This window comes from Phytohalomonas tamaricis (assembly GCF_003012345.1).
In the GTDB taxonomy this organism is placed as follows: Bacteria; Pseudomonadota; Gammaproteobacteria; order Pseudomonadales; family Halomonadaceae; genus Phytohalomonas; species Phytohalomonas tamaricis.
Genome location: NZ_PVRV01000020.1, coordinates 189,144 through 213,220, shown reverse-complemented (window position 1 = coordinate 213,220; position 24,077 = coordinate 189,144). Strand labels below are relative to the sequence as shown.

At 54.2% G+C, this 24,077-nt stretch carries 22 protein-coding genes; 17 read left to right on the top strand and 5 right to left on the bottom strand.

Features of this window, described 5'->3' with window-relative positions:
- Nucleotides 1-6: 6 nt before the first annotated feature.
- The 8 genes from mltB (at nt 7) to msrQ (ending at nt 7,200) form a co-directional block, all read left to right on the top strand.
- Complete coding sequence (gene mltB / locus C3Z11_RS06505) at nt 7-1,035, top strand: lytic murein transglycosylase B (protein ID WP_106477144.1); 1,029 nt, start codon at nt 7-9, stop codon at nt 1,033-1,035.
- 1 nt (nt 1,036) lies between these two features.
- Nucleotides 1,037-2,041: a septal ring lytic transglycosylase RlpA family protein gene (locus C3Z11_RS06500; protein WP_317450655.1), complete on the top strand. Its 1,005-nt coding sequence runs from the start codon at nt 1,037-1,039 to the stop codon at nt 2,039-2,041.
- A gap of 42 nt (nt 2,042-2,083) precedes the next feature.
- Complete coding sequence (locus tag C3Z11_RS06495) at nt 2,084-3,271, top strand: D-alanyl-D-alanine carboxypeptidase family protein (RefSeq protein WP_106477143.1); 1,188 nt, start codon at nt 2,084-2,086, stop codon at nt 3,269-3,271.
- A 117-nt stretch (nt 3,272-3,388) separates the two neighbouring features.
- Nucleotides 3,389-3,682, top strand: a complete 294-nt coding sequence (locus C3Z11_RS06490; RefSeq protein WP_106477735.1) for an HP0495 family protein — start codon at nt 3,389-3,391, stop codon at nt 3,680-3,682.
- On the top strand, nt 3,682-4,368 hold the full coding sequence (gene lipB / locus C3Z11_RS06485) for a lipoyl(octanoyl) transferase LipB (RefSeq protein ID WP_106477142.1): 687 nt from the start codon (nt 3,682-3,684) through the stop codon (nt 4,366-4,368). Before C3Z11_RS06490 ends, lipB begins: the two co-directional genes overlap by 1 nt.
- Nucleotides 4,369-4,373: 5 nt before the next feature.
- Nucleotides 4,374-5,348: a lipoyl synthase gene (gene lipA, locus C3Z11_RS06480; protein ID WP_106477141.1), complete on the top strand. Its 975-nt coding sequence runs from the start codon at nt 4,374-4,376 to the stop codon at nt 5,346-5,348.
- 236 nt (nt 5,349-5,584) lie between these two features.
- A complete protein-coding gene (gene msrP, locus C3Z11_RS06475) occupies nt 5,585-6,589 on the top strand; it encodes a protein-methionine-sulfoxide reductase catalytic subunit MsrP (RefSeq protein WP_106477140.1) in 1,005 nt (334 codons plus the stop codon).
- Nucleotides 6,589-7,200 carry a protein-methionine-sulfoxide reductase heme-binding subunit MsrQ gene (msrQ, locus tag C3Z11_RS06470; RefSeq protein WP_106477139.1) on the top strand — a complete coding sequence of 204 codons (612 nt, stop codon included), beginning with the start codon at nt 6,589-6,591 and terminating at the stop codon, nt 7,198-7,200. Before msrP ends, msrQ begins: the two co-directional genes overlap by 1 nt.
- Nucleotides 7,201-7,285: 85 nt before the next feature.
- Here msrQ and C3Z11_RS06465 read toward each other — a convergent pair whose 3' ends face one another.
- Nucleotides 7,286-8,302 carry a zinc-binding alcohol dehydrogenase family protein gene (locus C3Z11_RS06465; protein WP_106477138.1) on the bottom strand — a complete coding sequence of 339 codons (1,017 nt, stop codon included), beginning with the start codon at nt 8,300-8,302 and terminating at the stop codon, nt 7,286-7,288.
- Between the two features lie 131 nt (nt 8,303-8,433).
- Nucleotides 8,434-9,408 carry a LysR family transcriptional regulator gene (locus tag C3Z11_RS06460; RefSeq protein WP_106477137.1) on the bottom strand — a complete coding sequence of 325 codons (975 nt, stop codon included), beginning with the start codon at nt 9,406-9,408 and terminating at the stop codon, nt 8,434-8,436.
- A gap of 182 nt (nt 9,409-9,590) precedes the next feature.
- On the opposite strand from C3Z11_RS06460, the gene C3Z11_RS06455 reads away from it, so the two are divergent.
- The 5 genes from C3Z11_RS06455 to C3Z11_RS06435 all read left to right on the top strand — a co-directional run bounded on the left by C3Z11_RS06455 (nt 9,591) and on the right by C3Z11_RS06435 (nt 14,926).
- On the top strand, nt 9,591-11,006 hold the full coding sequence (locus C3Z11_RS06455; protein ID WP_106477136.1) for an acetyl-CoA carboxylase biotin carboxylase subunit: 1,416 nt from the start codon (nt 9,591-9,593) through the stop codon (nt 11,004-11,006).
- A gap of 50 nt (nt 11,007-11,056) precedes the next feature.
- Nucleotides 11,057-12,859, top strand: a complete 1,803-nt coding sequence (oadA, locus tag C3Z11_RS06450) for a sodium-extruding oxaloacetate decarboxylase subunit alpha (RefSeq protein ID WP_106477135.1) — start codon at nt 11,057-11,059, stop codon at nt 12,857-12,859.
- 118 nt (nt 12,860-12,977) lie between these two features.
- The gene (locus C3Z11_RS06445; RefSeq protein ID WP_106477134.1) at nt 12,978-13,640 is read left to right on the top strand and encodes a tellurite resistance TerB family protein; all 663 of its coding nucleotides are present in this window, start codon (nt 12,978-12,980) and stop codon (nt 13,638-13,640) included.
- A gap of 112 nt (nt 13,641-13,752) precedes the next feature.
- On the top strand, nt 13,753-14,370 hold the full coding sequence (locus tag C3Z11_RS06440; protein WP_106477133.1) for an NUDIX hydrolase: 618 nt from the start codon (nt 13,753-13,755) through the stop codon (nt 14,368-14,370).
- A complete protein-coding gene (locus tag C3Z11_RS06435) occupies nt 14,339-14,926 on the top strand; it encodes a nucleotidyltransferase family protein (protein ID WP_262927275.1) in 588 nt (195 codons plus the stop codon). Before C3Z11_RS06440 ends, C3Z11_RS06435 begins: the two co-directional genes overlap by 32 nt.
- Before the next feature lie 30 nt (nt 14,927-14,956).
- On the opposite strand, the gene C3Z11_RS06430 is transcribed toward C3Z11_RS06435, so the two are convergent.
- Nucleotides 14,957-16,150 (bottom strand): ammonium transporter, encoded by a 1,194-nt coding sequence (locus C3Z11_RS06430; RefSeq protein ID WP_106477132.1) that lies wholly within the window; start codon nt 16,148-16,150, stop codon nt 14,957-14,959.
- A gap of 440 nt (nt 16,151-16,590) precedes the next feature.
- On the bottom strand, nt 16,591-18,060 hold the full coding sequence (gene pyk, locus C3Z11_RS06425; protein ID WP_106477131.1) for a pyruvate kinase: 1,470 nt from the start codon (nt 18,058-18,060) through the stop codon (nt 16,591-16,593).
- A 463-nt stretch (nt 18,061-18,523) separates the two neighbouring features.
- On the opposite strand from pyk, the gene topA reads away from it, so the two are divergent.
- From topA to C3Z11_RS06410, 3 genes are all read left to right on the top strand, one after another.
- Nucleotides 18,524-21,166 carry a type I DNA topoisomerase gene (topA, locus tag C3Z11_RS06420; protein ID WP_106477130.1) on the top strand — a complete coding sequence of 881 codons (2,643 nt, stop codon included), beginning with the start codon at nt 18,524-18,526 and terminating at the stop codon, nt 21,164-21,166.
- 34 nt (nt 21,167-21,200) lie between these two features.
- Nucleotides 21,201-21,671, top strand: a complete 471-nt coding sequence (locus C3Z11_RS06415) for a DUF6586 family protein (RefSeq protein ID WP_106477129.1) — start codon at nt 21,201-21,203, stop codon at nt 21,669-21,671.
- A gap of 125 nt (nt 21,672-21,796) precedes the next feature.
- Nucleotides 21,797-22,042, top strand: a complete 246-nt coding sequence (locus tag C3Z11_RS06410) for a hypothetical protein (protein ID WP_106477128.1) — start codon at nt 21,797-21,799, stop codon at nt 22,040-22,042.
- Nucleotides 22,043-22,118: 76 nt separating this feature from the next.
- Here C3Z11_RS06410 and lexA read toward each other — a convergent pair whose 3' ends face one another.
- Nucleotides 22,119-22,748 (bottom strand): transcriptional repressor LexA, encoded by a 630-nt coding sequence (gene lexA / locus C3Z11_RS06405; RefSeq protein WP_106477127.1) that lies wholly within the window; start codon nt 22,746-22,748, stop codon nt 22,119-22,121.
- Nucleotides 22,749-22,986: 238 nt separating this feature from the next.
- Here lexA and nagZ point away from each other — a divergent pair, with 238 nt between their 5' ends.
- Nucleotides 22,987-24,006, top strand: coding sequence for a beta-N-acetylhexosaminidase (gene nagZ, locus C3Z11_RS06400; RefSeq protein WP_106477126.1), 1,020 nt, complete (start codon nt 22,987-22,989; stop codon nt 24,004-24,006).
- Nucleotides 24,007-24,077: the final 71 nt, after the last annotated feature.

The following is a 24,077-nucleotide window of genomic DNA, read 5'->3' as shown; positions in this document are numbered from 1 at the left end:
AATACCATGACGTCTGGTTTCGCTCATGGAAGGTCACGTTTTGGTTGGTTGTTGTCATTGGTAGTGAGCGTGACGGCGTCATCGACGGCATTTGGCGCGGGAGAATATGATCCTGCGACCAAGCCCGAGGTCAAATCGCTCGTTGACATGCTGGCGAGCAAGGGCATCGACCGGCAGAAGCTGACTGAAGCAATGCGCAATGCAACGCATCAGCAGAGCATCATCGATGCGATGAATCGTCCGGCAGAACGCCGTCTGCGCTGGGACGAGTATCGCGATCTGTTCATGCAGCCAGAGCGTGTCCAGGCGGGTGTGAAATTCGTCAAGACGTACGAAGATGCGATGCAGCGCGCCGAAAGCGAGTATGGCGTGCCGCGTGAGATCATTGCCGCAATCATTGGCGTTGAAACCTATTACGGTCGTAATACGGGCAAATATCGCGTTGTCGATGCGCTATCTACGCTCGCTTTTGATTACCCCAAGCGTTCTGATTTCTTCCGAGGTGAGCTGGAGGCGTATCTGGCGTTGACACTTCGTCAAGGCCTCGATCCGCTTGAGCTCAAGGGGTCCTATGCCGGGGCGATGGGGTATCCTCAGTTCATGCCGACCAGTTATCAGGCTTATGCGGTTGATTTTAACGGGGACGGTGTCAAGGACCTGTGGAAAGAGCCTGAGGATGCAATAGGCAGCGTAGCGAATTATTTCCGCCGTCATCACTGGCAGACTGGGGGCCCCATTTTAGTAGAAGCAACAGGGCCGGACGTACCGCCGGAATCGATTACCTTCAACAAGGCCAGTCCTCCCAGCGTTAGTGTCGCTTCTCTTGAACAGGCGGGTATTCGTCCGCAGGGCGCTCTACCCAGTAATGCCAATGTTATTCCTCTGGCGTTGAACTTCGCTGATGGTCATTACCGTTATGTCCTCGGCCTGGATAATTTTTATGTGATTACACGGTATAACCACAGCCATCTCTATGCGATGGCTGTGACGACGCTCGCTGAGCGTATCAAGGAAGCGTTGGCACAGGAGAGCTGACGTGAAATTGAAAAGCTTGTTTGTCGTGGCATGTGTCGTCTTGCTTGCAGGGTGTGCGGGTTCCGGTGGGGGGACTCAAGGGAGTGCCTCCAGTGGAAGCAAGGGGCGTTATGCTGTCGATAAGGATGGCTATCCTGACGCGTCGATAGATGTCTCGAATGTGCCCGATGCAGTCCCCAAGGTCGAGCCGCTGGCGAAAAGCGGCAATCGGCCCACCTATCAAGTATGGGGCAAGACCTATCACGTGCTCTCCAGCAGCGAGGGCTATGCCAATATCGGGCTGGCCTCTTTCTATGGCACCAAGTTTCAAGGCTATGCAACGGCAAGCGGGGAGCCGTATGACATGTACAAGATGTCAGCGGCACATAAATCGCTTCCTTTGCCTACCTATGCACGCGTGACCAACCTTGATAACAACCGCTCGGTGATCGTCAAGGTCAACGATCGGGGGCCTTTTCACGATGATCGCCTGATTGATCTTTCGTATGCGGCGGCGTCCCGTCTCGATATGCTTGCTAAGGGCACGGCGCGGGTGCGTGTCGAGGCGATTGATCCAGTCGCCTGGCAGGCGGGGCGGTCCGCGACTCAGGTAGTCAGGAAGGCACAGCCGCTACCTTCGACCGAGGCGGTCTCAGCGGCGTCGACAAAAACGCTTGCGCAAACCACTGTAGTTAACAACAAGCCATCGACTCAGCCTGCAACAGGCATTAGTGTGTCAGCCAGTGCTGGATCAGCTGGGAAGAACGCTTCGGGTGTTCCTGGCGTTAACAAGGGCGAACCCACTGTTTACCTGCAGGTGGCTGCGCTTGGCTCGGCGGCGGGTGCCAATGCACTCAAGGCGAAGCTGGAATCCCAGCTTTCCAGGCCGGTCAGAGTCAGCCAGCACGCAGCGATGCACCGCGTCCAGATCGGTCCGCTTAGCGACCCGATCATGGTCGAATCCGTTAAGTCCGAGCTGCGCGATGCAGGCTATGAGCGTGCATTTATCGTTTCAGCATCGGACTAGTTTCAGTAGCAGACTAAAGTACGTCACACGAGAACGGGTAACATGACATTTCTTGCATCATCCTTGCGCCGCTTGCGCAAACTGACAGCGCTGGCTGTCCTCGGGGTTTCTTTCGCAACGACTCCGGCACTTGCTGCTGATCTTGGTAGCATGATTCCTTCTCCCCCGAGTCTGGCGGCCAAGGCCTGGGTGTTGATGGACGCCAAGAGTGGACGCATTCTGGTTGAAAATAATGCCGATGAGCGTGTCCCTCCGGCCAGTCTGACCAAGATGATGACGGCCTATATTGCTGAATATGAAATGGACAAGGGCAATCTTGCGCCCGATGATCAGGTAAGAATTAGCGAAAATGCCTGGCGGACGGGTGGCTCGCGCATGTTCTTGCGGGTAGGCACCTATGCCAGTGTCAATGACCTGATGCAGGGCATCGTCATCCAGTCAGGAAACGATGCCAGTGTGGCCATGTCGGAGCATATTGCCGGTAGCGAGGATGCTTTTGCCCAGTTGATGAACCAGCATGCCAAGATGATGGGGCTTAAGAACACGCATTTCATGAATCCCACTGGGCTGCCAAATCCGGATCATTATTCCTCTGCTCACGATCTGGCCATTATTGCGCGTCATATCATTGAAGATTATCCCGGCCACTATAAGCTTTATTCCGAAAAATATTTCACCTATAACGACATCCGTCAGCCTAACCGCAATTTGCTGCTGTGGCGTGACAAGACCGTCGATGGTTTGAAAACCGGTCATACCGAAGAAGCCGGTTATTGCTTGGTAGCCTCAGCCAAGCAGGAAGACACTCGCCTAATCGCTGTGGTGCTCGGCACAAATTCTGAAGAAGCCCGTGCTCAGGAAACACAGAAACTGCTGTCTTACGGTTTCCGCTATTACAAGTCGCAGAAACTTTATGACAAGGGTGCAGTACTCAATGAAGCACGTGTATGGGGCGGCGCGCAAAATCAGGTCAAGCTTGGGGTCGATCATGAGGTCTATCTGACTGTACCCAGTCAGAATGATGATCAACTGGCTGCACGTATGAATGTGCAGCAGAACCTGGAAGCGCCTATCGAGGCTGGCAAGCAGTACGGTACGCTACAGGTTGTGCAAGGCGATGAAGTCATTCACGAAGAGCCACTGGTCGCACTGGAGGCAGTCGAGCAGGGCGGTTTCTTCAAGCGCATTTGGGACAGCGTGCAGAAATTTGTGTACGGCCTATTCGAGTGAGATCGTTTAGACTGCTTTTCTGATTGGCTTGCAAGGCGATTCGATTGACGAATCGCCTTGTTTTTATTTGCAGTGGAGTTAAGTAAACTGATCGAAAATGATACGCATCAGGACATCATGAGCCCACAGCCTCCTTCCAAAGCGACATCCGAGAATCCGCCCAAGATTGAGTTTCCGTGCGATTACTCGCTCAAGATCGTCGGCAACAATTCCAATGACTTTCATGTCATGGCCTTGGACATTCTCGAAGAACATGCTCCCTCGTTTGACCGGTCAAGTGTCACACACCAAGACAGCCGCAACGGTAAGTATCGCTCATTGCGAGTCACGATCGTGGCGACCGGACAGCCACAGCTTGAAGCACTTTTTGCTGCCCTGAAAGCAACCGGGCAAGTACATATGGTGCTTTGATGGCTGACACTGACACCGTCGATGTTTACTATCTTGGCCAACAGCCCTACGAGCAGGTATGGCAGGCCATGCGGACCTACACCGATACACGCGATCAGGCGTCGCGAGATCAATTATGGGTCGTCGAGCATGCGCCTGTTTTTACACAGGGGCAGGCGGGCAAGAGTGAGCATGTTCTGGGCGCGGGTGATATTCCCGTGATCCAGACCGACCGCGGCGGTCAGGTGACTTATCATGGCCCCGGACAGATTGTGCTTTATCCGCTTTTGGATGTACGGCGTCGCGAACTGGGCGTGCGAGCGCTGGTCAACGCATTGGAAAATGCGGTCATCGAGGCGCTGTCCGAACATGATATAATAGCGCGAGCACGGTCCGATGCGCCGGGCGTTTATGTAGGCGAGGCCAAGATTGCCTCGTTGGGGTTACGTATTCGCCGCGGCAGCAGTTTCCATGGTATCGCCTTTAATATCGATATGGATCTTTCGCCTTTCAGGCGGATCAATCCTTGTGGCTATGCTGGTATGGCGATGACACAACTGCGGGATTTGATTGATGCCGCGCCGGACATGGCTGCTGAGCGTAAGCGGTTAGTACGGTGTCTCGCGCAGCAGCTGGGCGATACTTCATTTATTGCCGCATCCGGTGAGCCGGATGTTCTGGCAGAAACTTCTCGACGAGTAGGATAAAACTGATGGCCGAGACCACCGCTACACCTCAAAAGCGTCGCGTCGAGCGCGGCGTCAAGCTACGTGGCGCCGAAAAGGTTGCGCGTATTCCGGTTAAAGTGATTCCCACCGAGACGTTGCCGAAGAAGCCCGATTGGCTGCGCGTACGCATGCCGATCTCTCAGGAAGTCACGAGAATCAAGCAGACCCTGCGCAAGCACAAGTTGCATACCGTCTGCGAAGAGGCGTCCTGTCCTAACCTGGGCGAGTGTTTCAACGGCGGCACTGCGACGTTCATGATCATGGGCGATATCTGTACGCGGCGCTGCCCGTTCTGCGATGTCGCGCATGGGCGTCCCAATGCATTGAATGAAGATGAACCACGTGAGCTGGGCGAAGCCATTGCCGAGATGCGTTTGAAGTATGTGGTGATTACCTCCGTCGACCGTGACGATCTGCGCGACGGTGGTGCCCAGCATTTCAACAACTGCATCAGTGAAATCCGCGCCCGCAGCCCGGAAATCGAGATTGAAGTGCTGGTGCCTGACTTCCGCGGACGCATGGATGTGGCTATCGATATCATGCGTCAGGAGCCACCGAATGTCTTCAACCATAATCTTGAAACGGTGCCGGCACTCTATCGCCGTGTCCGTCCTGGTGCGGACTATCAGTGGTCACTTGATCTGCTCAAGCGCTACAAGGAAACCCGTCCCGAAGTGCTTACCAAGTCAGGCCTGATGCTGGGGGTGGGTGAAACCGATGAGCAGGTCATCGAGGTGATGAAAGACCTGCGTGCTCATAATGTCGATATGTTGACGCTTGGCCAATACATGCAGCCATCGCGTAACCATTTGCCCGTAGATCGTTGGGTACATCCTGAGACGTTCGACTGGTTTGCACAGCAGGGGCGTGAGATGGGCTTCGTTCATGTCGCGTCCGGTCCGTTGGTGCGTTCAAGTTATCATGCAGACAAACAGGCGCATGGTGTCGAAGTGAAATGATGCGCTGACAGTTTATAGCTTCTTTCAACGCCCGGTCTTTAGGCCGGGCGTTGTGCTTTTTGATCGGGATGTGTTGATCGCTTGGGGTACGGAAATTGAATCACGCTGATTGAACCGCTTAGAAAGAAGTTCGCTGGCAGGATAATAAAACTCCATCATTCCCATCAGATGGCGCAACTATGCTGTAGCGTAACGGTCAGTAAATATTGAGCCACCTACCTGTAAAGGAGTTAACCATGTTGATCACGCCACGTAACCGGCTGACACTCAGCGAAAATGACGTCACTCCTGAAGCGGTATACCTCTCACGCCGACATTTCATGGCCGGTGCTGCAGGACTTGGACTTGCGGCAAGCTTTCCCGGTGTGACACTGGCTGGGCCGGATTATAGCGAAGTGGCTAAAGCGCAAGGGCCCCAATGGTTTGAAGATAAACTGGCCAATACCCGCTGGGATGCTGTCGTTGCAGAAGACAAAATCACGCCGTTTAACGACGCAACGCATTACAACAACTTCTATGAGTTTGGTAGTGACAAGGATGATCCGGCACAAAACGCTGGCAAATTGAATACTGTGCCCTGGTCGGTCACGATCGATGGGGAAGTGGCCAATCCTGGACGCTATGCGCTTGAAGATATTGTTCAGCCGAGTCGCTTCGAGGAGCGTATCTACCGGTTGCGTTGTGTTGAAGCCTGGTCGATGGTGATCCCGTGGCTGGGGATTCCTCTAGCCGATGTGATCAAGCGTGCGGGGCCGACCGGTAATGCCAAGTATGTGCGTTTCGAGACGCTCGTAGATCCTAAACAGATGCCTGGGCAGGATTCGCGTTTTGCGCTGATCGACTGGCCATACGAAGAGGGCTTGCGTATCGATGAAGCGATGCATCCGCTGGCCTTCCTCGCGGTGGGCATGTATGGCCGTGTATTGCCCAATCAGAACGGCGCGCCGCTGCGTCTGGTCGTGCCTTGGAAATATGGGTTCAAGAGTATCAAGTCGATCGTGCGTATTTTACTCGTAGAAGAGCAGCCTGAGACGTCATGGCATAAGCTGGCGCCTAATGAGTATGGTTTCTATGCCAACGTGAATCCCGAAGTTGACCATCCGCGTTGGAGTCAGGCGACCGAGCGGCGTTTGCCCAATAGTTTGTTCAGACCCAACGTGATCGAGACGCAAATGTTTAACGGTTATGCTGAGCAGGTCGCGGGGCTTTATCAAGGCATGGACCTTCGGAAATATTACTGATGTGGCTATGGCGAACGCTGGTCTTCATTGCAGCGCTGGTACCGGTAGGCTGGTGGGCTTGGCATGTAGCTATGAATGCTGCGGGACCAGAGCCGGGGCGCTATCTGCTGCTCAACTTTGGTCAGGGCGCACTGGTCCTGCTATTGATCACGTTGAGCCTGACGCCGTTAACCAAGCTTACCCGCTGGAAAGGCTTTAGCGTTGTTCGGCGTCAATTGGGGTTGTGGACATTTAGCTATGGCTTAGCACATCTGCTGTGCTATCTGCTTTTTATCCTGGCGTTGGATTGGAGTGCATTAGGCACCGAGTTGCAGCGTCGGCCTTATATTATCGTGGGGGCATTGGCATTACTGATCCTGCTGATCCTTTCACTAACCTCCAATCGTGCCTCGATGCGCCGGCTTGGCAAGCGTTGGAAAGCGCTTCACAAGTTGGTCTATCTCGTACTGGCTTTGGTGCTGCTGCATTTCTTCTGGATTGTGCGTGCTGATTTGACTCAGTGGAGTGGCTACGCTGCAGTCGCGGTAGGATTAATGCTGTTACGGATTCCCCCTGTCGCCAGAACGTTGCCGGCATTAAGAAAAAGGGCGCAGCGTCATGGCCATGACTAAAACAATAAAATCTCAGTAACAAGCCGCCCGGCCAAAAGGCCAGACGGCTCGTAAGCAGAACATATCTAGTTAGTTGCTACGAGACTCATGGCATCGCGGTCAAGACCAGCTTGCCAATGGTGTGCCCTTCTTCAATCCGCTTGTGCGCACGGCCAAGGTTTTCTGGCGTCAACGGGCCAATGATTTCATGCATGGTTGAACGCAGGCGACCCTCATCAAAATGCTTGGCAAGCGTTGCCAATGCCTGACCCTGATGTTCGATGTGATAGCCGTGCAGAGGGCGCGCGAACATGAATTCCCAACTGAAGGTGACAGCCTTGCCTTGCAGTGCGTTAAGATCGATTTCCTTTTTTGTCTCGGCAATGGCGACGATGTGCCCCAGCGGGCGAATCAACGTATTCATGTTGTCCCAATGAACGCCGATGTCATGACAATTGAAAATATAATCGACTTCCGAGTAGCCAGCACGCTGCATATTGGCGACCAGATCATGGTGGTCGACCACCTCATGGGCGCCCATCGAGCGGCACCACTCACTTGACTGCTCACGTGATGCGGTAGCAATGACGTTAATACCGGTCAGCTGACGCGCGAGCTGAATGGCAATGGAGCCGACGCCACCGGAGCCATTGATGATCAGTAGCGTTTCCTCGTTGTGCGTGTCGTTACCTTGCTCCAACTTCAATTTATCAAACAGCGCTTCCCATGCGGTCAGGGCCGTTAGCGGCATGGCGGCCGCCTCTTCCGGTTCGAGGCTCTTTGGAGCCTGGGCAGCCAGGCGAGCATCGACGAGTTGATACTCGGCATAGCAACCGGGGCGTTCGACTTCGCCGGAATAATAGACCTGATCACCTACTGCGAAAGCCGAGACGCTGCTGCCTACGGCTTCAACCTTGCCGGACACATCCCAGCCCAGTACATGCTGCTGATCTCCAGGCAAAAACGCCCCCTGGCGGATCTTGGTATCGACCGGATTCACCGAGATTGCTTCGATACGCACCAGCAGATCCTGCTCGCCCGGTTGCGGAGTCTCACGTTCGGTAACCTGAAAGGCTTCTTCAGCCGGCAGTTCAGGCTTGCCCTTTGTCGCGATAACTTTCATGGCCACTCCTTGGGTTCATAACATGATGGTCAATAAGTGTGGTCAGGAGAACAGGCAATGTCACGCCGCGACCACTGTATAATTATGACATATTGATAGCCTGTTAATTATAAGAAGGGGAAACACGTTCGTCAGGAAGTGCATACGAATGATGGGCCGGGTAGCGCGACAAGGGGTGCTTTGAAATGTGCATTGAGCTCAGGCAGCAGCTCACGAAGAAAGCGCAAAAAAAGCTCAGTCACCGGCGTTGGGTAGCGATCCTTGGGATGCACCGCACACCATGAACGCCTGATGGGAAAGTCCGGCATTGCAGGGGAGCCGAGTAGACCTGAAGCCAGCTCGAGCTGAACGGCAAGGCGGGGCAAGACCGCGACGCCGAGATGGGCCATGACGCCCTGTTTAATCGCTTCGTTAGTGCCTAGCTCCAGCGTATGTGGCAGAGAGATGCGCGCACGTGCGGCAAACGCTTCGAAGGCATTGCGTGTGCCTGAGCCCGGCTCGCGCATCAGCACGAAGTAGCGTGCAAAATCCTCTAGCGTAGGATGTTCTGCAACCATTAGTGGATGGCCGGGCCACACGATGGGGATCAATTCGTTATCGAGAATAGGAATGAAGGTGAGATTCCGGTCATCCGGCACCATGCCCATGATGACCAGGTCATCACGGCGCTCGGCGAGGCGCTCAAGCGCCTGTCCCCGATTGACAACACGCAGGCGAAGCTGAACTTCAGGATAGCGAGCACGAAAGCGCGCCAGGATATGTGGCACGACATATTGTGCTGTACTCACCGCAGCAATATTCAACTCGCCACGAATGGTACCGGCCAGCTCCGATAACGCCATCTGTAGGCTGGATACTTCACCGAAGATGGCGCTGACGGATTCAGCCAGTGCATCTGCGGCAGGCAAAACATGCAACGTCTTCCCGGCATATTTGAACAGTGATTGCTCAAGCGCCTGCTCGAGCTGGCGTACCTGAGCACTGACTGCTGGCTGCGTTAAACCCAACTGCTCAGCTGCACGCGAATAGGATTGCTGCAGATAAACGGCCTGGAAGACCTGAAGCTGCCGGAAGGTCAAACGATTCAGTAAATTGATTCGGGACATGGGCGTTCCCGCGCAGTTATAAGCAATACGTTATAGGTTGGCAAAAAAATATCATCTTTTCTATTGGTCTAAGGCCCAGTACCTTTTGGTTCTGCGCCTTCATAGCGTCGAGGTGCGTGATAACACTGATAAAAAAACAATGGCCAGCAGGAAATGGGGCCGCCCAATCGGAGGTCGCTAGCATGTTCAAAAAACTCCTTATCGCCAACCGCGGCGAGATAGCGGTACGCATTGTACGGGCCTGTGCAGAGATGGGGATACGATCGGTGGCGATTTATACCGAACCAGATCGCTTCTCCTTGCATGTCAAACGCGCCGATGAGGCCCATTTTGTTGGCGAAGAACCTTTAGCGGGATATCTCGATGCTCGCGGCATCGTTGATTTGGCTCGCGAGACAGGGTGCGATGCCATCCATCCTGGCTACGGTTTTCTCTCCGAAAACGCGGAGTTTGCACGTGTGTGCAAGCAGGCTGGTATCGCTTTTATTGGCCCCTCAGATAGTGTCATCGCCAAGATGGGGGATAAAACGGCTGCTCGGGCGGCCATGCGTGAAGCCAGCGTTCCTGTGACTCCAGGCTCCGAAGGCAATCTGGCCAATGTGGAGGAGGCGCTGGCGCTGGCTGAGCATATTGGCTTCCCGGTCATGTTGAAAGCCACTTCTGGTGGGGGCGGACGTGGCATTCGCCGCTGTGATTCGGCTGAGCAGCTCAAACAAGCCTGGGGACGTGTCATCTCTGAGGCGACCAAGGCGTTCGGTAGTGCTGATGTGTTCATGGAAAAGTGCATTGTCGATCCACACCACATCGAAGTGCAGATACTTGCGGATACTTATGGCAATGCCATTCATCTTTTCGAACGTGACTGTTCGATCCAGCGCCGCAACCAGAAGCTGATCGAGATCGCGCCCAGCCCACAGCTTACGCCCGAACAGCGGGCCTATGTGGGTGAGCTGGCAGTGCGTGCAGCCAAGGCGGTCGGCTATGAAAATGCCGGCACTGTGGAGTTTCTCGTCAAGGAAAACGAGATCTACTTCATGGAAATGAACACTCGGGTGCAGGTTGAACACACGATTACCGAGCAGATCACTGGCGTTGATATCGTCCGAGAGCAGATCCGTATCGCTGCCGGTGAAAAGCTGGCGTTCCGTCAAGAAGACATCCGCCATTATGGCTATGCCATCCAGTTTCGTATCAACGCTGAAGATCCCAAAAACGAATTCCTTCCCACCTTCGGTCGTATTACTCGTTACTACGCACCGGGCGGCCCTGGTGTGCGCACCGACACGGCCATTTATACCGGCTATACCATCCCACCCTATTTCGACTCCATGTGCCTAAAGCTGGTGGTGTGGGGTATGACATGGGAAGAAACCCTCAATCGTGGCGTTCGAGCCTTGAATGACATGCGTGTCCAGGGTGTGAAAACCACGGCGCCTTACTATCAGGAAATACTTCAACATCCCGATTTCCGCAGCGGCCGTTTCGATACCGGTTTTGTTCCTGCGCACCCTGAACTCTTGAACTATTCGGTTAAGCGTCACCCTGAAGGGGTGGCATTGGCCATCGCGGCGGCCATCGCGGCACATGCGGGTCTGTAACGAATAACAAACGAATATTCATCACTAAATGCATGAGAGGAAGGCGCAAGATGAGTCAGAAAATCAACGTTACCGATGTTGTGCTCCGTGATGGCCACCAGTCGCTGATTGCGACGCGTATGCGTACCGAAGACATGTTGCCGATTTGCGGCAAGCTCGACAGCATTGGTTTCTATTCGCTTGAGGCGTGGGGTGGTGCAACGTTCGATGCCTGCGTGCGTTTTTTGAAAGAGGACCCTTGGGAGCGTCTGTCAACGCTCAAGGAAGCGCTACCTAACACGCCCTTGCAGATGCTGCTGCGAGGTCAGAATCTACTGGGCTATCGACACTACGCTGATGATGTGGTCGAAGCCTTCGTTTATAAGGCGGCAGCAAACGGCATCGATATTTTCCGTGTATTCGATGCGCTCAATGATCTGCGCAATCTAGAAACGGCGATGCGGGCCGTCAAGGATGCAGGCAAGCACGCGCAGGGGACCATCTGTTATACGGTGAGCCCTGTGCATACTCTCGAACTCTATGTCGATCAGGCCAAATCGTTGATCGATATGGGCGCCGATTCGATCGCGATCAAGGATATGGCGGGGCTGCTGACGCCTTATGCCACGTTTGATCTGGTCAAGGCGCTCATCGAGGCGGTAGACGTACCGATTCATTTGCACGCTCATTCAACCGCTGGGCTTGCCGCACAATGTCATCTCAAGGCGGTGGAGGCGGGTTGTCGTCATATTGATACCTGTATTTCCGCCTTTGCCGGCGGTACCAGCCATCCCGCCACTGAGTCGTTCGTCGCGGCGATGAAAGATAGCGAGTTCGATACCGGCCTTGATCTCGAAGCACTCAAGGAGATCGGCGATTACTTTCATGAGGTGCGTAAGAAGTACGCCGGCTACGAGAGTGAATTTACCCGTGAGGATGTCTCGGTACAGATCAATCAGGTGCCGGGCGGGATGATGTCCAACCTTGCCAGCCAGCTCAAGGAACAGAACGCGCTGGGCAAGATCCGTGAGGTCTTCGACGAGATCCCCAAGGTGCGTGCCGATCTCGGCTATCCCCCCCTGGTCACGCCAACTTCGCAGATTGTCGGCACCCAGGCGGTCATGAATGTGCTGGGCGGTGAGCGTTACAAGACAATCACCAACGAGGTCAAGCGCTACCTGCAAGGCGGCTATGGCCACGCGCCAGCCGCGGTTGATCAAGCTCTGCTGCGCCAGGCGATAGGCAACGCTCAGGTCGAGGAGGGGCGTCCAGCCGATCGGCTCAGCCCGGAAATGACGCGTCTAAAAGAAAAGATCGGTGCGCTCGCCAAGAGCGATGAGGATGTGCTGACCTATGCCATGTTCCCTGATCTGGGTGAAAAATTTCTCCAGGAGCGTGAGGCGGGGACGCTCAAACCTGAGCCGATTCCCAGTGCAGCGACAACTAGCGCTAACCGGCCGGTGACCGAAGGTGTACCGACTGAATTTGTGATTGATGTGCACGGTGAGTCCTATGAAGTTCAAATCACTGGCGTCGGTAGCAACGATGGCGGTAAGCGTCGGGTCTATCTCACGCTTGATGGCATGCCGGAGGAGGTGGTATTTGACGCCAAGGATCAGTTTGTCGGTGGCGAAAAAGCCGGACGCGCGCGTGCGACGGAGCCGGGCCATGTCACCACGTCAATGCCTGGTAATATCGTCGATGTACTGGTGGGTGAAGGTGATGAGATCAAGGAGGGCCAGGCTGTGCTGATTACCGAAGCCATGAAGATGGAGACTGAAATTCAGGCGCGCATATCCGGCATCGTCAAGGCTATTCATGTCGTAAAGGGCGATCGCGTCACTCCGGGTGAGGTGCTGCTGGAAATAGGTTGATGCTTTGGGCAGCGTTGCTACGCAACATGCTCATACAGGCTGAAATGGCTGTCCTCTACTAGAATGTCAGTAAGCACGATGACGAGGATAGCCACTTATTCATTTCCAAGGAGAGGATATGAACGCCAGATACTTACTGATGCAACTGCTAAAGCAGGCCAATAATTCCCGCTCCGGCAGCGGCAAATCATCAGGCGGCTTTGGGGCCAAAGGAATACTCAAGAGTGGCGCCATGGGGATGTTACTGGGTAGCAAACGCGGAAGGTTATTAAGCGGTGCGCTGTTTAAGTATGGTTTGCTGTTTGAGGCAGGCAAGTTCGGTTGGCAGGCATGGCAGCGCTATCGTCAGCGCCAGCAGGAGAAAGGACGTGACGTTGCTGAAGCACCGCAGGGGGTTCCGTTCGAGCTGCTGGGCCCTGACGATCAGGAGCGGCGTGGTTTAGCGATTCTTAGAACGATGATTGCAGCAGCAAATGCCGATGGACATATTGATGATGCCGAGATGCATCAGATAACCGATAGCTTCACTGAGATGGGAGCGGATGGCGAACTCAATAGCTTGATCGAGCGTGAAATTCAGTCTCCATCCAGTATTGAAGCGTTGGCGCGTGAGGCGGATAGCCAGCAGGCAGCGATAGAAATGTACCTTGCCGCTATCTCAATGATTAACGAACAAAATGCCGATGAGCGCGAATGGCTTAACCACTTCGCGACTGCGCTGGGGCTTGAAGAGGACATGGCCTTGGAGCTGGAGCGTCAGACAAAGCCTGATATTGATTGAGGCTGCGTGACTCTACAGTGTGCAAGCCAAATATTACCTTTAGCCTGGAAAGGAGCGTTCAGCTCCTTTCCTTTTATGCATTCATCGTCTGATGTGAAGGAAACGTTTTGTCATGCATGATTGGGTCGAATTCGCCAAGCAGCTCAGGTCAATTGCTCAGACCGGGCAGACCTATACCCAGAACAAGTACGAACTCGAGCGCTTTCGCCAGCTTGAAGCGCTGACCAATCAGATGTTCGCAGTGTTGGCCGATGTGCCGGTCGAGAAAGTCGAAGAGTTCATTATCCCTGACCGTGGTTATGCCACGCCCAAGGTTGATGTACGTGGCGCGGTATTTCACGAAGGTAAAATCCTATTGGTCAAGGAGATGAGCGACGGTCGCTGGACGCTGCCGGGCGGTTGGGCCGACGTGTGCGAGAGCCCTTCTCTCGGTGTACTGCGCGAAATCCAGGAGGAGTCGGGTCATCTGGCGGAAAATCCGCGTCTCGCAATGCTTAAGGACCGCAGCCTGCACCCCTATCGTCCGGTGACGCCGGATCATATCTACAAGTTATTTTATCTGTGCGACTACGTTGGCGGCAGCTTCGTCGAGAATATCGAGACCGAGGCCGCTGAGTTCTTCGCACTTGATGCACTGCCTGAACTCTCACTGGGCCGAACGCTGCCTGAAGATATCCATCATCTCTGGGCCTTCGCCAATGGCGACATTACCACAGTCCATTCTGACTGATGCCGCTGCACTTGAAGCCACGACGGCGCTGATGCGCAATGACCCCTGGCGGATGGCATGCTTGCGTGCCGTAAGGAGCTTAGAGCTACATGATGGATGGATAGCGGCGGGCTTCCTGCGCAATGCCATTTGGGATTACCAGCATGGCACGCGTACTCCGCTTAACGATATCGATGTGATCTATCATGACCGAAACGATGTAACACAGACTACTGAGCAGCACTTTGAAAGACAGCTCAATGCCTGTATATCCGAGACATGTTGGGAAGTACGCAACCAGGCGCGCATGCATGTGAAGCATGGGCATAGCCCTTACCGGGACAGTCGAGATGCGATTGCGCATTGGGTTGAGCGTCCGACCTGTGTGGGTGTGCGTCTTGACGCTTATGAGCAGTTACACTTCATTGAGCCGTTTGGACTTGCTGAGAATTGGTCGCTGCGAGTCGCACCTAATGATATAGCCTTGAATGAAAAGGCCTATCGTCAGCGCATTGCTGATAAGCACTGGGCCTCGCTCTGGCCAAGGCTGAATATTATCAAGCGTGTCGTGCGTTAAGAACGCCCGGAGCCTCCCGGGCGTTTACTATCATTCGCCGCGTGGAGTGACAGTAATCTTATGAATGCTGAGATCAGCGCCTTCGAATTCCTGCTCCTCACTCAGTCGAATGCCAACCATGGCTTTGAGCCCGCCGTAGATAATCAGACCGGCAATAGTGGCAAACAAGATACTTCCCGCAGTACCGATCAGCTGGGACATAAAGCTGACATTGCCTAAGCCTCCAAGTGCACTTTGACCGAAAATGCCAGCGGCGATGCCGCCCCAGGCGCCGCAGATTCCGTGTAATGGCCAGACGCCGAGCACATCATCAATTTTCCAGCGATTTTGTGTCAGCGTGAAGAGAGTGACAAATAGCGCACCGGCCATGCCGCCGGTAATCAGTGCGCCAAAGGGGTGCATCAGATCAGAGCCCGCGCATACTGCAACCAGGCCAGCCAGTGGTCCATTATGAATAAAACCTGGATCATTGCGTCCGAAGACCATGGCAGCAAGGATGCCGCCCACCATCGCCATCAATGAATTGACCGCCACCAGGCCACTAATGCCGTCAAGGGTCTGTGCTGACATCACGTTGAAGCCGAACCATCCTACGGTCAGCACCCAGGCGCCCAATGCAAGAAAGGGAATGCTGGATGGGGGATGTGCGGCTACCGCGCCCTGACGCAAATAACGTCCGCGACGCGGGCCAAGATTTAACACCGCAATCAATGCCACCCATCCGCCAAACCCATGAACTACCATGGAGCCGGCGAAATCATGGAAGGCATAGCTGAAGTGCGCGGCTAACCAGTCCTGCAAGCCAAAATTGCCATTCCAGACCACGCCTTCAAGGAGAGGATAGGCAATGCCTACCAACAGCAAGGTAGCGGTAAACTGAGGGTAGAAGCGAGCACGCTCGGCAATGCCGCCGGAGATAATGGCGGGGATAGCGGCCGCAAAGGTCATCAGAAAGAAGAACTTTATCAGCCCGTAGCCGTGATCAAGCGAAAGCGTCGCAGCATCATGGAAAAAGCCTGTGCCATACGCTAATGCGTAGCCTACCGAGAAGTAAGCAAGCGTCGAGGCAGCAAAATCGGTGATGATTTTGACCAAGGCGTTGACTTGGTTCTTGGCGCGAACTGTACCTACTTCAAGAAATGCGAAGCCGGCATGCATGGCAAGTACCATACAGGCACCCACTAACAAAAAGAGAACATCTGCACTGGAAGGAGATTGAGTCATGGCGTAGTCAGTCGGTTTAGTATTTTGGTAATAGGGTCAAAAAGCGTAAAAAAAGTTTGCTGATGGCGATTGATAATTGTGCAGCCTGTATATTTATGCACAAAATGTACCAACTTAAATAATATTTAAAATCAATAGCTTATCGAGGCATTGTTCAAAGGCATTTATTTGTTGCACCACATTAATGCACAAGTCTTCTTCTGGTGTTTGATCTTGGTGCGTGAGCGAATGTTGAGCGTGCATTAATGGTGCAGAGGCCTGCTATGCAAAAAGCAACGCGAGGGGACAATGAGGACAACCGGGTAGTAACAGGAAAGGAGGAAAAAATATCGGTGCTGATGTCAGCTAGTCATCTTGGCTTGCTGTGTCTTGGTTAGTAAAAGGCCAGGCATATCGTTGATACGCCTGGCCACATATTCAGCTGATCGCTGCTTACCGTTTTAGCCGATATGGCCGCCAACTTGTATTATCTTCATGGCATTTGTGCCGCTCTGAGCGTCGACATGATCACCACGCGTCAGAATGACATAGTCGCCTTCCGAAGCAATGTTGCGCTTCTCCAGTTCTGCAACAGCACGGCGATTGACCTCAGTAGTGGGCATTTCGTCGGTATTGAACGGAATGGCAACCACTCCCCGATACAGGGCCATGCGTCGTAGCGTACGTGGATGACTGGAGAGGGCAATGATGGGTAATCCAGAGCGGATACGTGACGCGATTAACGGCGTATATCCCGTTTCGGTCAGGCAGGCAATCGCCGCTACACCGGTGAGGTGGTTAGCCGCGTACATGGCTGACAACGCAACAGTCTCATCAATGCGTGTGAATTCATCGGTCATGCGGTGCTTGGAAAGCTGGGCGGCACGCTCACGTTCGGCGCCAAGACAGCAGCGATCCATCGCTTCGATCGTTTCAACAGGAAACTTGCCGGCTGCGGTTTCAGCCGAACACATGACCGCATCGGTGCCGTCAAGAACGGCGTTGGCAACGTCGAACACCTCGGCGCGCGTCGGCAGCGGCGACTCAATCATCGATTCCATCATCTGGGTCGCAGTGATTACCGCGCGGTTCAGGGTACGGGCGCGGGCAATCATACGTTTTTGCACACCGATCAACTGAGCATCGCCAATTTCAACGCCCAAGTCGCCACGAGCTACCATGACGGCTTCAGAGGCAAGAATGATGCTGTCCAGTGTTGCCTCGTCAGCTACCGCTTCGGCACGTTCAACTTTGGCCACCAGCGCGATATTTTTACCTTCTTCGCCGAGCAATTCACGCGCGAGTTCCATATCACGGCCCGAACGCGGAAAAGATACGGCGAGATAGTCAACATCAAGGGCGACCGCGGTTTTCATGTCTTCGCGATCTTTTTCGGTCAGCGCTTCAGCAGACAGACCGCCACCTTGTTTGTTGATGCCCTTGTTATTGGAGAGTTTACCCCCAACCTTCACTCGACATTCGATACGCGGCTTCGCGACGTTAGTGACCTCAAAAACAACGCGGCCATCATCAAGCAGCAGCACATCACCGGCGGTGACGTCGTCGGCCAATTCTTTGTAATCGCAGCCGACCTGCGTTTCGTCACCGGCATCACGCTCGAGCGACATGTCGATAACAAAAGGCTGTCCCTCCTGGAGTTCAATCGGGCCATCCTTGAAGCGTGCGATACGAATCTTGGGCCCTTGCAGGTCACCCAGGATGGCAACGTTGCGGTTATGACGCTGAGCTGCCGCGCGTACTGCTTCGACCCGCTGGCGATGATCGTCGGCATTACCATGCGAGAAGTTTAGGCGAACGACATCGACGCCGGCACGTATCATGGCATCAAGCACTCCCTCGCGATCACTGGCTGGACCGAGGGTGGCGACAATCTTGGTACGACGGATCGGTTCGTGTAACGCATGCGGCATGAGAGCTGTCTCCTTGCGCAAAAGAATGTGGATGTTAAACCATTAGGCGGTGGCGTATGGCTATTACAATGTTTGCCTGCATTCGTGTTTCTGTCATGGCATTAGGCATGGCAGTAATGAGCAAAACATACGCAATATTTGTCAGGCCAGCGGCGCCGGGCTAGTGTGAGCGAAGTTGGTGACGAATTTTAGGTCTAGTTGATGAATGATTCATACAACTGCGCCTTTCAACAATGATGAGCTGTTTGAAGGAAATAATCATCATTGAACATGGCCCATATTTCAGCATGACAGAACGACGGACGCCAGCATGAGTGATTTGGACATCGTTCTCGCGCTGTCAAAGCAACTGGCGTGATCCTGGTGGCTGGGGTAGGGTAGGCGCATTTTTGCGGCACACAGGCAGGTTAACACCTGCATTGTTCGAAAAGCCGATGTATTCGGTAGAAAGAGACGGAGAGCTATGGGTAAGTCACTGGTGATCGTTGAGTCGCCGGCTAAAGCCAAGACTATTAACAAGTATCTCGGCAACGATTTTATCGTGAAGTCGAGTGTTGGTCATATTCGTGACCTGCCGACCAGCGGCTCCGGTAAAACCACAACCGATCCGAGCGAGCGCGCACGTCAAGCCGCCGCGACGCGCAAGATGTCACCTGATGAAAAGGAGGCATATAAAAAGCAGAAGGGCTGGAGTCAGCTCATTCGCCGTATGGGGGTTGACCCCGAACATGGCTGGGAAGCCCATTATGAGGTGCTTCCAGGCAAGGAAAAGGTTGTCGATGAGTTAAAGAAGCTGGCAGAAAAGGCCGATGCCGTTTATCTCGCAACCGACCTTGACCGTGAAGGCGAGGCGATCGCCTGGCATCTGCGTGAAATCATCGGGGGCGATCCCGAGCGTTATCGGCGTGTGGTATTCAATGAGATTACCAAAAATGCCATTCGCCAAGCCTTTGATGATCCGGGCGATCTCAAGATGGAGCGTGTTCATGCGCAACAGGCGCGTCGCTATCTTGATCGCGTGGTGGGCTTCATGCTGTCTCCGCTGCTATGGAACAAGGTGGCACGAGGCTTGTCTGCCGGTCGTGTTCAATCGGTTGCGGTGCGGTTGATTGTCGAGCGTGAGAGAGAGATTCGTGCGTTTGTACCCGAAGAGTTCTGGGATGTACATGCCGATCTCGCTGACGGCAACGGCGAGCTGATTCGCTTCGAACTTGTGCGGCAGGATGGCAAGACGTTCCGCCCGACATCCGAAGCCGAAACGCTTGAACGTGTCGCAGCGCTTAGAAAAGCAGCGCTAAAGATTACCGCGCGAGAGGATAAGCCAACCTCAAGCAAGCCCAATGCGCCGTTCATTACCTCGACGCTTCAGCAGGCTGCAAGCGGTCGCCTAGGATTTTCAGTCAAGAAGACGATGATGATGGCACAGCGCCTATATGAGGCCGGCTACATCACGTACATGCGTACTGATTCCACCAATCTTTCCCGTGATGCAGTGGACATGGCACGTGGCTATATCGAGAAGCAATTCGGTAAGCGCTATCTGCCGCAAGCGCCCAATGTTTATTCCAGTAAAGAGGGCGCACAGGAGGCTCACGAAGCCATTCGTCCTTCTGATGTGACGCGACAGGCTAGCGATCTCAATGGCATGGAGCGCGATGCCGAACGTCTTTATGAGTTGATTTGGCGACAGTTTGTGGCGTGTCAGATGACGCCTGCAGAGTATCTTTCCTCGACGCTGACTATCGATACCCAGGGCTATGAGTTGCGTGCCAAGGGCCGTGTGCTCAAGTTCGATGGCTATACGCGTGTCATGAAGCCGGGCGGAAAAAAAGATGAAGATCAAGCGCTGCCGGACATCCCTGAGGGAACAGCCCTATCACTTGAAGCGTTGCATCCCCAGCAGCATTTCACCAAACCGTCAGCGCGTTATACCGAGGCGAGCCTGGTCAAGGAGATGGAGAAGCGCGGTATCGGACGGCCTTCGACATACGCCTCGATTATCTCGACGATTCAGGACCGCGGTTACGTGCGGCTTGAGAATCGCCGTTTCTATGCTGAAAAGCTGGGTGACATTGTTACCGACCGTCTTGTTGAATCATTCCAGGACTTGATGGACTACGGCTTTACCGCGCGGATGGAAGATGGACTGGATGATGTCGCGGGTGGAGGGCGTAATTGGCGCGCCTTGCTTGACGAGTTTTATGGTGACTTCAAGCACAAGCTGGAACATGCCGAGCAAACGAATGGCATGCGCCCCAATCAGCCTGTCGAGACAGACATCGACTGCCCGACATGTGGGCGCAAGATGCAGATACGCACTGCCTCGACCGGCGTATTTCTGGGGTGTTCAGGTTATAACCTACCGCCTAAAGAGCGCTGCAAGACCACTATCGACCTCATTCCTGGTGAGGAAGCGGTTCCGATAGATGCCGATGAAAACGCTGAAACGGATGCGCTGCGTGCCAAGCGCCGCTGCCCGAAATGTGGCACAGCGATGGACAGTTATCTGATTGATGAGACGCGTAAGCTCCACGTCTGCGGTAATAGCCCTGATTGCAGCGGCTACGAGATTGAAGAAGGTAAATTCAAGCTCAAGGGATATGAAGGCCCGACAATCGAGTGCGACAAATGTGGTTCTGAGATGCAGTTGCGGGCAGGCCGGTTCGGTAAGTACTTTGCCTGTACCAATGATGACTGCAAGAACACACGTAAGTTGTTAAAAAGCGGAGAGGCCGCGCCGCCCAAGATAGACCCGATTCCGATGCCGGAGCTGGCCTGCCAGAAGGTAGATGATCATTACGTGCTGCGTGATGGTGCAAGTGGCCTGTTTCTGGCGGCGAGTCAGTTCCCGAAAAATCGCGAAACCCGGCCGCCGCTAGTTAAAGAGCTTAAGGCACATGCTGGGGAGTTGCCGGAGAAATACCACTTCCTTCTCGACGCCCCGGTTGAAGACCCCGATGGACTGCCTGCGCAGATTCGTTTTTCGCGCAAGACGAAAAGCCAGTACGTCATGACGGAAGAGGATGGCAAGGCTACGGGCTGGCGGGCGGTCTATGAAGGAGAACGCTGGCATGTCGAAGATAAACGTAAGAGTAAGGCGTCGTGAGCATGAATACAGTCATGAATGAAGAGGGCAGGGCATGAGCGCCCGTTCACGGACTAATCAGCTTCTTTACCAGGCAGAGCTGTTACTGGCGGCGCCTCTGTTATCGGCATCAGCAGCCGATGAACATCATGAGGCGCGCCGTATGGCGTGTGAGGAGGGAGCGGTTGCCATGCTGGAGCTGGCCTTGGCCTCGTTGATAGCGGAAGTCTGTGAAACCTGCCGCTGGACGGGGGTTCCTTGGCGTGAAGTGCTGGAACAGCCGCCTCGTGCTGTGGCAGAGATTGAGCGGCTACGCATGTTGCTGAGCGAGAATGACAGCTGGCTGGCAAGGTTGCTTGCCAATATCGATAAGTTGCATGGCAGTGACGGCGTCGCGCGTCGTGAGCAGCAAGCGGCTGTTATTGTGACGACTCAGCAGGCCGGGCTTAGCGATGAGGTGCGTTGGTACATTGATGAATTCAGACGGTTGTTGCCAGAACTGCGCGAAACCGGCGTTGAGTGGTGACGCTGGCGGTAGGGAATGTTAAAATGTTGTCAACAAGCGACCATGGCATTTGCCGTGGTCGCTTTTCGTTAACGACCACCCAGCCAAGGCGCTAGAGTGGCCGTCATCAGACCGAGAGGTGTCGAGTGTCCGAAACCGCTATTCTGGAAATCGTCGAGCTCGCTGATGGTGAAGTCGTATTGAGGCCTTCAGAAGGCGAAGGTAAACCATTGGTCAGTATCCGCTTCTCTGAAGAGGCTCTGGAACTGTTGCGCCATAGCCGTTTCGACGTGGCGCGTGAAATGATCGATCATGCCATTACGCGCACGAAGCTGTGGGACGGCGAGGAAATGTTTGAAGACGACGACGAGCCGCCGGCGACAGTGCATTGAGCTGCGTTTTCATATGTTGTGTAACGAAAAAAGCTTGCGATGATCGCAAGCTTTTTTGTTATGCCAAGCGTAACGGTCAATGCAATCCCTGACCATCCCCACCGCGAATGACACCTACACCAATACCTTCAATTTCTAAAGACTGCTGAGTAAGGTCGACGTCAATGGGAGCGAAGTCTGGATTTTCTGCAACCAATTGCACATGCTGTCCGTGACGCTGAAATCGCTTAACCGTAACTTCATCATCAAGGCGTGCGATCACGATCTGGCCATTACGAACATCGCTGGTACGATGTACTGCGAGCAGATCGCCTTCAAGAATTCCGGCGTCCCGCATCGATAGCCCCCGTACCCGCAGCAAGTAATCAGCGTTCGGCGTGAAAAAATCGGCGGGTAATGGGCAGTAGCGGGCGATATGTTCGGTCGCGAGAATGGGATTGCCTGCAGCAACTTCGCCAATGACAGGCAGCCCTTGCGGGTCGTTGACGGCGAGGTTGGGCAACCGAATGCCGCGTGAGGTACCGGGGATCATCTCGATGACGCCTTTTTTCTTTAGCGCACGCAGATGTTCTTCGGCCGCGTTGGGAGAGCGGAAACCTAGCGCCTTTGCAATCTCGGCCCGGGTAGGTGGATAGCCAAGTTCTTGTAGCGTGCGCTGAATGTAGTCAAATACATCCTGCTGGCGCGGAGTTAACGGTCGTATCATGCGCTCTCACCAGTGTTAGTGTATACAGCCTGTAATTGTATCCAGGTTGTGTGGGTATGCAAGCAATAGCGCTACATTGGATGGTCTGCCAGCCTGAAGCGGCATATTGCTTAGCTTCGTAATGGCAGACAGTCAACGATATGGTTACGTACGCGGTGCGGCCATTTGAGCGTGCAGAGCGCTTGGACTGAACATGTCGACGGGACGACATCATGACTTCTAGAGGAGAAGCCACATCATGACCCAATCATTGGGCCCAGTGATGCTTGATATCGCAGGTACCTCACTTGATGCTGAAGATCGTAAGGTGCTTGCAGATCCTGCACTGGGCGGCGTCATTCTTTTTGCACGTAATGTCGAAGAGCCTGCTCAAGTCTTGGCGCTATGTGAGCAGATCAGGCGCGAACGTGCCGATATTCTGCTGGCGATTGATCAGGAAGGTGGGAGGGTGCAACGCTTGCAGACGGGTGTTACCCGTTTGCCGCCGATGGCTGTATTCGGAGCAATGCATGCCACCGCGCCGCAAGAGGCGATTATCCTTGCTCAGGATACCGGTTGGTTGCTAGGCATGGAAATGGCCGCATGCGGACTCGATTTCTCCTTCGCACCGGTGCTCGATGTTGATGATGAGCGTTGTCCCGCCATAGGTAATCGCGCGTTTTCAAGCGAGCCCGACGTGGTAGCCAGCCTTGCTGGGGCATTCGTAGAAGGCTTACAGGAAGCTGGCATGTCAGCGGTAGGCAAGCATTATCCCGGACATGGCAGTGTGACGCTCGATTCCCATATCGCGTTGCCTGAAGATGACCGCCCTTTCGAGGAAATTCGTAATCGGGATCTGATCCCGTTTGAGCGCCTAGCATCACGTTTGGGCGCTATCATGCCTGCTCACGTGCGTTATTCCCGTTTCGATAAGCGTCCCGCGGGGTTCTCGTCAAGCTGGCTTGGATTGCTGCGAGAGACCTTCAAGTTCAAGGGAGCCATCATCTCGGATGATCTTTCCATGCACGGTGCGCATATCGCCGGAGGCCCAGGCGAGCGTGCTCGTGCTGCCATTGACGCTGGCTGCGACATGGTGCTGATGTGCAATGATCGTGAAGCAGCATGTGAGGCGCTTGAGGCGCTTGAGTTCGATCACGAACGAGCACGGCGTCTATCTCGTCTACGCTATACACGAGCTCGTCCTTCCCTGGAGGCGCTGGAAGCGCTGACCCGCTGGCGGCGTACCCATGCGCGCCTTCAGGCGTTGGGTGACAGTTAGGTCATTTAACCAATAGGCTGACAAGGAATGGGCTAACCGTCAGCGTGTCTCCATCTTGAGCACAGCGCGAG

Excerpts from the sequence above, each read along its gene's own strand:
- C3Z11_RS06460 (WP_106477137.1), bottom strand. The coding sequence starts at position 9,408 with ATGTCCCGAATCAATTTACTGAATCGTTTGACCTTCCGGCAGCTTCAG.
- C3Z11_RS06440 (WP_106477133.1), top strand. The coding sequence starts at position 13,753 with ATGCATGATTGGGTCGAATTCGCCAAGCAGCTCAGGTCAATTGCTCAG.
- C3Z11_RS06495 (WP_106477143.1), top strand. The coding sequence starts at position 2,084 with ATGACATTTCTTGCATCATCCTTGCGCCGCTTGCGCAAACTGACAGCG.
- C3Z11_RS06455 (WP_106477136.1), top strand. The coding sequence starts at position 9,591 with ATGTTCAAAAAACTCCTTATCGCCAACCGCGGCGAGATAGCGGTACGC.
- C3Z11_RS06465 (WP_106477138.1), bottom strand. The coding sequence starts at position 8,302 with ATGAAAGTTATCGCGACAAAGGGCAAGCCTGAACTGCCGGCTGAAGAA.
- oadA (WP_106477135.1), top strand. The coding sequence starts at position 11,057 with ATGAGTCAGAAAATCAACGTTACCGATGTTGTGCTCCGTGATGGCCAC.
- lexA (WP_106477127.1), bottom strand. The coding sequence starts at position 22,748 with ATGATACGACCGTTAACTCCGCGCCAGCAGGATGTATTTGACTACATT.
- C3Z11_RS06430 (WP_106477132.1), bottom strand. The coding sequence starts at position 16,150 with ATGACTCAATCTCCTTCCAGTGCAGATGTTCTCTTTTTGTTAGTGGGT.
- mltB (WP_106477144.1), top strand. The coding sequence starts at position 7 with ATGACGTCTGGTTTCGCTCATGGAAGGTCACGTTTTGGTTGGTTGTTG.
- C3Z11_RS06490 (WP_106477735.1), top strand. The coding sequence starts at position 3,389 with ATGAGCCCACAGCCTCCTTCCAAAGCGACATCCGAGAATCCGCCCAAG.
- C3Z11_RS06415 (WP_106477129.1), top strand. The coding sequence starts at position 21,201 with ATGAGCGCCCGTTCACGGACTAATCAGCTTCTTTACCAGGCAGAGCTG.
- msrP (WP_106477140.1), top strand. The coding sequence starts at position 5,585 with ATGTTGATCACGCCACGTAACCGGCTGACACTCAGCGAAAATGACGTC.
- topA (WP_106477130.1), top strand. The coding sequence starts at position 18,524 with ATGGGTAAGTCACTGGTGATCGTTGAGTCGCCGGCTAAAGCCAAGACT.
- pyk (WP_106477131.1), bottom strand. The coding sequence starts at position 18,060 with ATGCCGCATGCGTTACACGAACCGATCCGTCGTACCAAGATTGTCGCC.
- lipA (WP_106477141.1), top strand. The coding sequence starts at position 4,374 with ATGGCCGAGACCACCGCTACACCTCAAAAGCGTCGCGTCGAGCGCGGC.
- msrQ (WP_106477139.1), top strand. The coding sequence starts at position 6,589 with ATGTGGCTATGGCGAACGCTGGTCTTCATTGCAGCGCTGGTACCGGTA.
- C3Z11_RS06435 (WP_262927275.1), top strand. The coding sequence starts at position 14,339 with ATGGCGACATTACCACAGTCCATTCTGACTGATGCCGCTGCACTTGAA.
- nagZ (WP_106477126.1), top strand. The coding sequence starts at position 22,987 with ATGACCCAATCATTGGGCCCAGTGATGCTTGATATCGCAGGTACCTCA.
- lipB (WP_106477142.1), top strand. The coding sequence starts at position 3,682 with ATGGCTGACACTGACACCGTCGATGTTTACTATCTTGGCCAACAGCCC.
- C3Z11_RS06445 (WP_106477134.1), top strand. The coding sequence starts at position 12,978 with ATGAACGCCAGATACTTACTGATGCAACTGCTAAAGCAGGCCAATAAT.